This is a genomic window from Duganella kummerowiae (assembly GCF_053572355.1).
In genome coordinates this window covers 1-13,104 of sequence record NZ_JBKFEH010000034.1, presented here as the reverse complement: position 1 = coordinate 13,104, position 13,104 = coordinate 1, and the positions used below count along the sequence as shown (strand labels likewise).

Annotated in this window: 2 protein-coding genes; both read left to right on the top strand. The window is 70.8% G+C overall.

The genetic code is table 11. From position 1 onward, the window contains the following. A complete protein-coding gene (locus tag ACLB1G_RS27775; protein ID WP_491630516.1) occupies nucleotides 1-11,568 on the top strand; it encodes an amino acid adenylation domain-containing protein in 11,568 nt (3,855 codons plus the stop codon). After that, on the top strand, nucleotides 11,568-13,104 hold a 1,537-nt coding region (locus ACLB1G_RS27770), incomplete at its 3' end, for a condensation domain-containing protein (protein WP_491630515.1). The genes ACLB1G_RS27775 and ACLB1G_RS27770, both read left to right, overlap by 1 nt.

Below are 13,104 nucleotides of genomic sequence, written 5' to 3'. Positions count from 1 at the left end.
ATCAAGCTGCGCGGCATGCGCATCGAGGCCGGCGAGGTGGAGGCGCAGCTGCGCCGGCTGCCCGGCGTGAAGGAGGCCGTGGTGAGCGCGTCCGCGCTGGTCGGCCGGGACGGCGAGGCGGTCTCGCCGGCGGCCTCGCTTGTCGCCTATATCGTGCCCGGCGGCGGCGCGGCGCCCGATAGCGCCGGGCTGCGCAAGTCCCTGCGCCAGGTGCTGCCGGACTACATGGTGCCGGAGGTGTTCGTGGCGCTGGAGGCGCTGCCGCTGACCCGCACCGGCAAGGTGGACCGCAAGGCCCTGCCGGCGCCGGCGGCGGCCGACCTGCAGAGGCAGGCGTACGCGGCCCCGCGCAACGAGACCGAAGCGGTGCTGTGCGGTCTGTGGCAGGACATCCTGAAGCTGGAGCGGGTCGGCATCGAGGACAACTTCTTCGAATCGGGCGGCCATTCGCTGCTGGCCACCCGGCTGCTGAGCCGGATCCGCCAGGCGCTGGGCGTGGAGCTGCCGCTGCGTGCGCTGTTCGAGCACCCGACCATTGCCGCGCTGGCCGGGGAGCTGGCCGGACAGTCCTGCGCCTACCAGGGGGCGCTGCTGGAGCCGATAGGCCAGGCCGACCGTTCGCTGCCGCTGCCGCTGTCGTTCGCCCAGCAGCGCCTGTGGTTCATCGACCAGCTGGAGGGCGGCAGCACGGAATACAACCTGCCGCTGCGCCTGGCGTTCACCGGCCCCATGGACGCCGGCGCGCTGGAACGCTCGCTGCAGGCCATCGTCGCGCGGCACGAGGTGCTGCGCACGGCCATCGTCAGCGACGAGGGCAGGGCGCGCCAGCTGGTGCGGGCCGGGGCCGCCGCCGGTTTCGCCATCGACGACCTGCGGGCGCTGGAGCCGGCGCAGCGGGAGCAGGCCCATGCGCGGCTGGCCCGGGAAGAAGCGGCGCGCCCGTTCGACCTGGCGCGCGACGTGCTGCTGCGCGCGCGCCTGGTGCGGCTGGAGCAGGAGCGCCAGGTGCTGCTGCTGACGCTGCACCATATCGCGGCCGACGGCTGGTCGATGGGGGTGCTGCTGCGCGAATTGAACACGCTGTACGACGCCTACAGCCAGGGCCGGGAGCCGGCGCTGGCGCCGCTGCCGGTGCAGTACGCCGACTATGCGGCGTGGCAGCGCGGCTGGCTGCAGGGGGCCGGGCTGGAACGCCAGCTGGGCTACTGGCGCGGGCAGCTGGCGGGACTGCCCGCCGTGCACGGCCTGCCGCTGGACAAGCCGCGTCCGGCCCAGCAGCGCTTCCACGCGCGCACGCTGGCGCAAGGCATCGATGCCGGGCTGCTGGAAGGGATAGAGGCGTATTGCCGGCGCGGGCAGGCGACGCTGTTCATGTTCCTGCAGACGGCGCTGGCGGTGCTGCTGCAGCGCTACAGCGGGGAGTCCGACATCGTGATCGGCTCGCCGATCGCGGGCCGCGCGCACGCCGAGGTGGAAGGGCTGGTCGGCCTGTTCGTCAACAGCCTGGTGCTGCGCAGCGACCTGTCGGACAATCCGGCGTTCGAGGCGCTGCTGGCGCGCAACCGGCAAATGATACTGGGCGCCTACGAGCACCAGCACGTGCCGTTCGAAATGCTGGTGGAGGAACTGCGTCCGGAGCGCAGCCTGAGCTACAGCCCGCTGTACCAGGTGATGCTGACGCTGCACAACAACGAGCAGCACCAGCTGGCGCTGCGGGGGCTGTCGCTGGACGGGAAGGCGGGCAGCCACGACACCATCAAGTGCGACCTGGAGCTGACCGCGTCGGTGCACGGCGGCCAGCTGTACATCGACTGGGTCTACAACACCGACCTGTTCGAGCAGGCCAGCGTGGCGCGCATGGCGAACAACTTCGAGCAGCTGCTGCGTTCCATCGTGGCCCGGCCGCAGGCGCGCATCGGCGAGCTGGCGCTGCTGGCGGACGCCGAGCGCGAGACCCTGCTGCACGGCTGGAACGACTCCGGCGCCGTCTTCGGCGGGCCCGCCACGCTGCCGGCCCTGTTCGAGGCGCAGGCGGCCGCCACACCCGATGCCACGGCCCTGCGGGATGAGGCGGAAACGCTCAGCTATGCCGAACTCAATGCGCGCGCCAACCGCCTGGCGCACTACCTGCGCGCGCAAGGCGTGGCCGACGGCGGCCTGGTGGGCCTGTGCATGGAACGCTCGGCCGCCATGGTGGTCGGCCTGCTGGCCATCCTCAAGGCCGGCGCCGCCTACGTGCCGCTCGATCCGGAGTATCCGGCCGCGCGCCTGGCCTTCATGCTGGAGGACGCCGGCGTCGAACTGGTACTGGCGGGCAGCGCCAGCCTGGATGCGCTGCCCGCCGAGGGCGCGCGCACCATCTGCCTGGACGAGCACCATGTGCGCGCGGCGCTGCTGGCCATGGATACGTCCAACGTGCCGGTACCGGTGCGGCCGGAGCAGCTGGCCTACGTCATCTACACCTCCGGTTCGACCGGCCTGCCCAAGGGGGTCTGCATCGAGCATTTGGCGCTGGCCAACCTGCTGCGCTCGATGGCCTTGCGTCCGGGCGCCAGCGCGGCCGACCGGCTGCTGGCGGTGACCTCGATCTGTTTCGACATCGCCGCGCTGGAGCTGTTCCTGCCGCTGATATGCGGCGCCCAGCTGCATGTGGCCAGCCGCGCCGCCACCCGCGACAGCGATGCGCTGCAGGCCCTGGTGGCCGAGCGCGGCATCACCATCATGCAGGCCACGCCAGCCACCTGGCGCCTGCTGCTGGACGGCGGCTGGCAGGGAGCGCCCGGCCTGGCCGTGCTGTGCGGCGGCGAGGCCTGGAGCGTGGCACTGAACCGCCGCCTGCAGGGCAAGGTCAGGTCGGTCTGGAATGTCTACGGTCCCACCGAGACCACCATCTGGTCCACCATCGATCAGGTGGGGGCGGACGACCTGGCCGTCTCCATGGGCCAGGCGGTCGCCAACACGGAACTGTATGTCCTCGATCGGCATGGCAATCTGGCCCCGACCGGCGGCGTGGGCGAATTGCACATTGGCGGCGCAGGCCTGGCGCGCGGCTACTGGAACCGCCCCGAGCTGACCGGCGAGCGCTTCGTCCCACATCCGTTCCAGCCGGGCGCGCGCCTGTACCGCACCGGCGACCTGGTGCGCTGGAATGCGCAAGGCAAGCTCGAATACCTGTCGCGCATCGACCACCAGGTCAAGATACGCGGCTTCCGCATCGAGACCGGCGAGATCGAAACCCGCTTGTCCACGCTGGAACTGGTGCGCAACACCGTGGTCCTGGCCAAGCCGCTGGGCGGCGAGGGCCTGCGCCTGGTGGCTTACGTCGAGCCGGCCGTGCCCATGGCGCCGCCGGGGCCCGCGCTGGAGGCGCAGAAACTGGAATGGGTGGAGCGCTGCCGGCGCCACCTGGGCCAGTCCCTGCCGGACTTCATGGTGCCGGAAACCTATGTGTTCATGGCGGCCTTCCCGCTGACTTCCAACCGCAAGGTGGACCGCAAGGCCCTGCCCGAGCCGTCGGCCGCCGACCTGGGCACGGCCGGCTACCGCGCCCCGCGCACGGAACGCGAACGGCTGCTGTGCCAGGTGTGGCAGCGCGTGCTGGAGCTGGAGCAGGTCGGCGTGACGGACAGTTTCTTCGCCCTGGGCGGCGACTCCATCCTGTCGATCGCCATGGTGGCGCAGGCGCGCCAGGCCGGTATCGCGCTGTCGGTCAAGGACGTGTTCGAACACAAGACGGTGGAACGCCTGGCCCGGGCCGGCGGCGATGCCCCGGCCGGGGCCGGTGATCTGCAACCATTCGCCCTGCTGGAAGCACCGGAGCGGGAGGCCATCGCGGCCGGCATCGAGGACGCCTATCCGGCCTCGCCGGCCCAGGTTGGCATCATCGTGCAGTCCCAGCGCCATCCCGGCCTGTACCACGACGTGTTCAGCTTCCGGGTCCGGGCGCGCTGGGACGAGGCGCTGTTCCGCGAGGCGCTGGCGCATCTGGCGGCGCGGCATCCGGCGCTGCGCACCTCGTTCGACTTCGAGGGCGCGCGCCCGCTGCAGCTGGTGCACGCGCAGGCGCAGCTGGCGCTGAGCGTGGCGGATGTCACGGCCATGCCGGCGGCAGCGCGGCAGGCGCGCCTGGCGGAGCTGGTCGCCGCCGAGCACGCCCGGCCGTTCCACGCCGGCCAGGCGCCGCTGCTGCGCGTGTTCGCCGCGCCGGATGGCGCGGAGGAATTCGATTACGGCATCAGCTTCCACCATGCGATCATGGATGGCTGGAGCGCCTCGGTATTCACCGCCAGCCTGTTGCAGGCCTACCGGCAGCGGCTGGCAGGCGCCGCTCTGGCGGCGGCGCCGGTCAACCACGGGGTGCGCGAGCATGCCGCCCTGCAGCAGGCCGCGCATGGCAATGCGGACAGCCGCGCGTACTGGCAGGCGGTGCTGGAGCGGGCCGACGGCTACCAGCTCCCGCGCAAGGCCGGGGCTGGCGATCCGGCCGCGCCGGCCTCCCAGCGCACGCTGGCGGTGCCGGCCGTGACGGCCCTGTCCGGACGGCTGATCGCGCTGGCCAGGTCGCTGGGGGTGCCGATGCAGAGCGTGCTGCTGGCGGCCCACTTCAAGGTGCTGGCGGCGCTCTCCAACAGGACCGAGGTGGTCACCACCATCGGACTGTCCGGCCGTCCCGAAACCTCCGCCGCGGCAGATGCGCTGGGCCTGTTCGTCAACGCCGCGCCGCTGGCCGCCAGCGTGGGCGGCGGCAGCTGGAGCACGCTGGTGGCGGCGGTGGACGGCGCCATGGGCGCCGCCATGGAACACCGCCACTATCCGCTGTCGGGCCTGCCGGCGTGCCTGTCCGAGACCCTGTTCAACTATACCCACTTCCATGCCTACCGGGAGGCGGGCGGCTCGCTGCTGAGCGGCCGCGCTTTCATCGAACAGACCGATTTCGATTTCCATGTCAGCTTCCACCGCAGCCCGGATGACCGGATCGCGATGGAGATCAAGTACCGGCCGGACTGCTACGATGACGACATGGTGGAACAGGCCGCCGAGCGCTATCTGATCGCCCTGGAGCGCATGCTGCACGATGTCCATGCCGAGCACCGCGCCGCGCCGCTGCTCACCGCGCGCGAAGCGGATCTGCTGCAAGAGCGCTGGAGCCGCAACCCGGCGCCCTACCCGCGCGGGGTATCGGTGCACGCCCTGTTCGAGGCCCAGGCGGCGCGCGCACCGGCGCGCATCGCGGCCACCTGCGGTGACGCCAGCATCACCTATGGGCGCCTGAACCAGCGCGCCAACCAGCTGGCGCGGTACCTGCGCAGCCTGGGCGTGGGGCGCGACCAGCTGGTCGGTATGCTGGTCGAGCGCGACCTGGACATGCTGGTCGCCATGCTTGGGATCCTCAAGGCAGGCGCCGCCTATGTGCCGATCGACGCCGGCTACCCGGCCGCCCGCATCGCCTTCATGCTGGAGGACAGCCAGGCCCGGGTGGTGGTCGGCGCCGAACGGCTGGCGCACTGCCTGCCGGCGCGCGGCGGCCTGCGCGTGGTCGGCATCGACGCGCCGGACACGGCAGCCGCCCTGTCGGCGCTCGATGGCGCCGACCTGCCGCCCCTGGACGGGGAGGCCGGCAGCGCGCTGGCCTATGTGATCTACACCTCCGGATCGACCGGCAATCCGAAGGGCGTGATGGTGGAACACGCCAACATCGTGTCCCTGGTGTCGGACACCAGCTACATCGAGGCCGGCGAGGAGGCCGTGATCGCCCAGGCTTCCAGCGTGTCGTTTGACGCCGCGACCTTCGAGATCTGGACCGCGCTCACCCGCGGCGCGCGGCTGGCCACCCTGCAGCGCGACTGCCTGCTGAACGCGGAAGCGCTGGCCGCCTTCCTGCGCGGGCAGGGCGTGACCACCATGTTCATGACCACCGCGCTGGTGAACCGGATCGCCTCGGAAATGCCGGACTGCCTGGCGCCGCTGCGCACCCTGCTGTTTGGCGGCGAAGAAGTGAACTATGCCGCGGTGGCGCAGGTGCTGAGCCACTGCCCGGCGCTGCGTCTGGTCCATGTGTACGGGCCGACCGAAACCACCACCTTTGCCAGCTATGCGCGCCTGGAGGGTAGCTATGGCGCGGCGCGGCCGATCCCGATCGGGCGGCCGATGGAGAACATGGAGCTGTACGTGGTCGGCAACGAGGGCCTGGCCCCGGTTGGCGCCAGGGGCGAGCTGTATATCGGCGGCGCCGGGGTGGCGCGCGGCTACCTGGCGCGGCCGGAGCTGAGCGCGCAGCGCTTCCTGCCCCATCCCTATGGCGCGGCGGCCGGGCAGCGCATCTACGCCACCGGCGACATGGTGCGCTGGCTGGCGGACGGGCAGATCGAATTCCTGGGCCGGGTCGACCGCCAGGTCAAGATCAATGGCTTCCGCATCGAATTGCCGGAGGTGGAGGCGGCGCTGGCCGCGCTGCCGGACATCAGGGAAAGCCTGGTGCGGGTGGTGGCGGACGGCCTCGGCGGCCGCCGCATGGTTGCCTACATCGTGCCGCGCTCGGGTGCGGTGGACGCTGCCGCCGGGCTGGCGGCCGCCTGCCGCCAGCAGCTCAAGGCGGCGCTGCCGGAGTACATGATTCCGTCCGCCCTGGTGGCGCTGGCGGCACTGCCGCTGAACGCCAACGGCAAGGTCGACCTGCAGGCGTTGCCGGCGCCCGAGGATGTCCGCGAGGACGGCGCCGGGCACGTGGCGCCGCGGTTCGAACTGGAGCGCCAGCTGTGCGCTATCTGGCAGGAGGTGCTCAAGCGCGGCGGGATCGGCGTGACCGACAACTTCTTCGAGGCCGGCGGCAGCTCGCTGCTGGTGATGCAGCTGCAGCGGCGCATCGCCAGGGCCACCGGGCGCGAGGTAGGCATCGCCGACCTGTTCGCCTACCCGACCATCGCCGACCTGACCCGCCACCTGCTGCAGCGCGAGGGCGGAACGGCGGCCGTGCCAGAGACGGCCGCGCCGCCGCGCGCGCGTGTCGAACCGGTAGCCGTGATCGGGATGGCGGGCCGTTTCCCGGGCGCGCGCGATATCGAGGCGCTGTGGCGCAACCTGGCAGAGGGCGCCGAGTCCATCGACCAGTTTTCGGACCAGCAGCTGGCCGCCGCCGGCGTGCCGGAGCAGCTGATCAACCACCCCGGCTACGTCAAGCGCGGCGTGCTGCTGGAGGACCTGGACCAGTTCGACGCCGGCTATTTCGGACTGACGCCGCGCGAGGCCCAGATCATGGACCCGCAGCAGCGCCTGCTGTTCGAGTGCACGCTGGCGGCCCTTGAGCAGGCCGGCTACGGCCGCTGGGACCGGCACCAGCACGTCGGTGTGTTCGTCTCGGTCGCGGACAGCCGCTACCTTACGGAGAACATCCACAGCAATCCGGAATTGTTCGACGCGGTTGGCGCGCTGGCCATCCGCAACGCCAACAGCCGCGATGGCGCGGCTACCCGGTTGTCGTACAAATTCAACCTGACCGGGCCCAGCGTGAACATCAACACGGCCTGCTCCTCATCCCTGGTGGCGGTGCATGAAGCCTGCAAGAGCCTGTGGCTGGGCGAGTGCGGCATGGCCCTGGCCGGCGGCGCCGATATCTCGCTGCTGGCGGCCCAGGGCTACCTGTACAGCGAGGGCGATGTGATGTCGCCGGACGGCCACTGCCGCGCCTTCGACCAGCAGGCCGCAGGCACCCGCCTGGGCAGCGGCGCCGGGCTGGTGCTGCTCAAGCCCCTGTCCGCCGCACTGGCCGACGGCGATACCATTCATGGCCTGATCACGGGGTCCGCCATCAATAACGATGGCGCGGCCAAGGTCGGCTACACCGCCCCCAGCGTCGGCGGCCAGGCCGATTGCATACGCCGCGCGCACGCCGCGGCGGGCGTGGCGCCAACCAGCATCGGCTATGTGGAGGCGCATGGCACCGGCACCCGCATCGGCGACCCGATCGAGATCGCCGCCCTCGCCAGTGCCTTCGGCGGCGCCGCCGGACGCCCGTATTGCGCCATCGGGTCGGTCAAGACCAATATCGGCCACCTCAACACGGCGGCCGGCATTGCCGGCCTGATCAAGACCCTGGAATGCGTCAAGCGGGCCAGGATTCCCGCCTCGCTGCACTACCGCCAGGCCAATCCGCAAATCGATTTCGGCGCCAGCCCCTTCTTCGTCAACGCCGCGCTGCGCGAGTGGGACCAGGGCGGGGTTCCGCGCCGTGCCGGAGTCAGCTCGTTCGGCATAGGCGGCACCAACGCCCACGTCGTGGTCGAGCAGGCGCCGCCGCCGCCGCCCGCCGGCGCCGCCGACGCCCCGCAGCTGCTGCGCGTGTCGGGCCGCAGCGAGGCCGCCGTGCTACGCATGTGCGGCGATCTGGCCGCCCACCTGGCCAGCCATCCCGCCGTGTCCCTGGCCGACGTGGCTTATACGCTGCAGGCAGGCCGCCGGCGCCATGAGTACAACCACTACCTGGTGGCGCAAGGCCGCGAGGAAGCCATTGCCAGGCTGGAGGCCGCGGTGGAGCGGCGCGAGGTGGCGCGCAGCGCCGGAGCCGGCCGCTCGGTGCCGGTAGTGTTCATGTTCCCGGGGCAGGGCAGCCAGTATGCCGGCATGGCCTGCGGCCTGTATGACGCCCAGCCGGTGTTCCGCCAGTGGGTGGACACCTGCCTGGACAAGCTGGCCCCGCACCTGGCGCTGGATCTCGGACCCATCCTCCTGCCGCACCTGCACGGCGCCGACCCGGACCAGGTCCAGGCCCAGCTGTCGCGCACCGAAGTGGTGCAGCCGGCGCTGTTCGTGACCGAGTACGCCCTGGCCATGATGTGGAAAGCGCTGGGCCTGGAACCGGCGGCGATGATAGGGCACAGCATAGGCGAATACGTGGCCGCCTGCCTGGCGGGGGTGTTCAGCCTGGACGACGCGCTCAAGCTGGTGGCCGCGCGCGGCCGCCTGATGCAGGGCCTGCCTGGTGGCGCCATGCTGTCGGTGGCGCTGGGAGCGCAGGACGCCGCCGGCCTGGCGCTGGAAACCGGCTGCTGCGTGGCCGCCATCAACAGCCCGCGCAACTGCGTGCTGGCAGGCGAGCGCGATATCATCGCCGGCCTGGCCGAGGTGCTGCGCGAGCGCGGCGTGGAGCATGCACTGCTGCCCACCACCCACGCCTTCCACTCGCGCATGATGGAGCCCATCGCCGCCCAATTCGCGCAACTGTTCGACGGCATGGAACTGGGTGCCCCGCAGCTACCCTTCATTTCCAACCTGAGCGGCGCGCCGTGCGACCCCGGTCAGGTGCGTGATCCCGCCTACTGGGTGCGGCATCTGCTGCAGACGGTCAATTTCGCGGCCGGCATCGATACCCTGCTGCAGCGCTACGATGGGCTGTTCCTGGAAATCGGTCCGGGCAACACGCTGTCCTCGCTGGGACGCAAGGGCGGCAATTATGCGCGCCAGCGCTTCGTCTCCACGCTGCGGCACCGCAACCTGGCCGAGGGCGACCTGCGCTTCCTGCTCAAGGCGGCAGGCGAGGTCGACCTGGCCCAGGTGGATATCGCCTGGCCGCTGCTGCATGCCGGGCAGGCGCGCCGCCGCGTACCGCTGCCGGCCTACCCGCTGCAGCGCGAACGCCACTGGGTCGAGCGCAAGCTGGTGCGCAGGGCACCGGAGGCGCCGCTGGCTGCCGGCCGCAAGCCGCTGGCGGACTGGTTCAGCGGCGTGGCGTGGAAGCGCGCCGCCGGTGCTCCGCCGGAGCGCATCGACCTGGCCGCGCAGCGCGGCTGCTGGCTGGTGTTCACCGATCGCTACGGCATAGGCGACCAGCTGGTGGCGGCGCTGGAGGCGGCGCAACAGGCGGTGGTGCGGGTAGGCTTCGGCCCCAACTTCGTGGTCTCCGGTTCCTCGTGCACCATCCGCAGCCATTGCGAGGAGGACTACCAGGCCTTGTTTGCGGTGCTGGCGGTGCGCGGGCAGGTGCCGGAGCGCGTGGTGCACATGGGCAGCCTGGCCCTGCCCGCCGCAGCGCCACGCTACCAGGACTTCCTGCAAGCCCAGCACAGCGGCCTGCTCAGCCTGGTCTACCTGGTGCGCCACTGGACCCGCTCGGTGCCATCCGCCCAGCTCGGCCTGCACGTGGTGACCAACGACCTGTTCGATGTACTGGGCAACGAAGTGCTAATGCCGGCCCAATCCACCATCGCCGGCATCTGCAACAGCATCCCGCAGGAGTACCCGCAGGTGGCCTGCTGCCACCTGGACCTGGCCCTGACGCCGCACGCTGCCTCCGAACTGGCGCTGCGCGCCGCGCTGGCCGGACGCATCGCCGCCGAGCTGTCGCTGCGCCAGCCGGAGCGCCTGGTGGCGCTGCGCGCCGGGGCCCGCTGGCACCGGGTGTTCGAGCCGCTGGCGGCGCATCCCGCGGCTGCCGCGCATGCTTTCGTCGAGGGCGGCGTGTACTTCATCACCGGTGGACTGGGGCGTATAGGACTGGCGCTGGCGCAGCAGTTGTGCGAGCGCTTCCACGCCGACGTGGTGCTGGCCGGTCGCAGCCTGCCCTCGGCCGATGACGCCGCCGGCGCGGCCAGGCTGGCCCGCATCGACGCCTGCAGCGCGCAGGGCGGACGGATACGCCTGGTGCAGGCCGACGCCGCCGAGCGCGACGCCATGGCGGCCGCGTTGGACGCCGCCGAGCGCGAGTTCGGCCGCATCGACGGCATTATCCATTGCGCGGGCGATGTCGCCGACGCCATCGAACCGCTGGAAACCATCAGCGAGGCGGACTGCCTGCGCCAGTTCCTGCCCAAGGCCGGCGGCCTGCTGGTGCTGGACGAGCTGCTGCGCGAACGCGAGGTCGGCTTCTGCATGGCGATGTCGTCGCTGTCCGCCATCCTGGGCGGCATCGGCTTCGGCGTCTATGCCGGCAGCAACATCTACATGGACACCTTCTGCCACGAGAAGCACCGCAGCGGCGACCGGCGCTGGCTGAGCGTGAATTGGGACGGCTGGAACTTCGCCCAGACCGCCGAGGACAAGTTCTTCGACATGCTGCACGAAAACCATATCCCGGGCGCGGACGCCGTGGCGGCGCTGTCGCAGGCGTTGCGCATCGGCCATGCGCCGCAGTTGGTGTGCTCGACCACCGGCCTGGAAGCGCGCCATCGCCGCTGGATAGAGCGGGCCGGGCCGGCGCAGCCGGAAGCGGCGCCGCCGCAGGAGGCTGTGGCGGCCGCGGACGGCGCGCTCCTGCCTGTGCCGGACAACGGGCGCAACGGCATCGACGAGGCCCTGCTGGGTATCTGGCGCGATCTGTTCGGCATGGCGCAAGTGGGCATACGCGACAACTTCTTCGAGCTGGGAGGCGATTCGCTGCTGCTGGCGCGCCTGTTGGCCAGGATACGCGCCGAATTCGGCGAACGCGCCGACACGCTGACGTTGGCCAGCATGTTCCACAGCCCTTCGATCGAAGGGATCTCGGACCTGATCAGCGCCGCCGCTTCGATCTGGCACGCCGACCGCAGCATGAGCGCCATCAGCGAGGACGCCACCGCATTTGAAGATGGAGAAATCTAGTGAGCATCGCACTTATACACGACCAGGCGGCGCAGCGCGGCATCCGGCTGTACCTGGAGCAAGGCCGCCTGCGCTACCGCGCCGACCCGGGCGCCATGGACCAGCAGATGCGTGAGCTGCTGGCGCGGCACAAGGCCGCGCTGATCGGCTACCTGGAGCAGCTGGCCGCGCTGAGGGCGAAGGCCGGTCCGGCGCTGGCGCCTGTCGAACCGGCGCCGGGGCAAGGGCCGGTGCGTCCGTCCTACGGGCAGGAGCAGCTGATGTTCCTCGACCAGCTCAGCGGCGGCAGGAACAACTACAACATCCCGCTGGTGTACCGGGTACGCGGGGCGCTCGACCTGGAGGCGTTGCGCGCCGCCTTCGGCACCGTGCTGCAGCGGCACCAGGTGCTGCGTTCGCATTTCCGCGAACAGGACGGCGTACCCTACCTGGAGGCTGCCGGGGGCGCCGAACTGCCCTACACGGTGGTGGACCTGCGCGGCGCGGCGCAGGCGGACAGTGCGGTGATCGCATTGGCCAACGAGGACGCGGCGCGCCGCTTCGATATCGCACGCGACGTGCTGGCCCGTATCACGGTAGCGCTGATCGCGGAGGACGAGCACGTGCTGATGATCAATACCCACCACATCGTGTCCGACGGTTGGAGCCTGGGTATCTTCATGGGCGAGCTGGCGGCATGGTACAACGCCGCCGTGCGCGGCGAACCGGACCCGCTGCCCCCCATGCGCATCCAGTACCGCGACTATGCCGTGTGGCAGCGCGCCATGCTCGACGGGCCGGCGCTGCAGCAACTGCTAGGCTATTGGCGGACTCAGCTCGACGGGCTGGCGCCGGGCTTGAACCTGCCCTATGACCAGCCACGCGAGGGCGCCGGCGCCTTCCGGCGAGGCGAGGTGCAGCAGGTCGCCGATGCCGGTCTGGCGGCCCAGGTGCACGGCTTCTGCAAGCAGCACAACGTCACTTTGTTCATGTTCATGCAAAGCGCGCTGGCGGTGCTGCTGGCGCGCTACACCGGCGATACCGACATCCCGATCGGCACTGCCGTTGCGGGACGCAGCCAGGGCGAGACCGAGGGCTTGATCGGCTTCTTCGTCAACACCGTGGTGCTGCGCAGCGACCTGTCGGGGAATCCCGGATTCGTGGAGCTCGCCGGACGCAACCGTGCCATGATATTGGATGCATTCGCGCATCAGCAACTGCCGTTCCCGCTCATGGTGGAGGAGCTCAATCCGGCCCGCGGCGGCGCCAGCCCGTTCTTCCAGGTGATGCTGATCCTGCAGAACAATGCCGGCGGCGGCGCCGGCTTCCATGGCCTGGCGCTGGAGAAAATGGGCCAGAACCCGTCCGTGAACAAGTTCGACCTGGAGCTGGATATCACCGATGCGAACGGCAAGCTGTACCTTACCTGGACTTACAACGCGGCCCTGTTCAGCGCCGACAGCGCGCGCCGAATGGCGGCCAACTTCGAGCAGCTGCTGCGTTCCATCGTGGCCCGGCCGCAGGCGCGCATCGGCGAGCTGGCGCTGCTGGCGGACG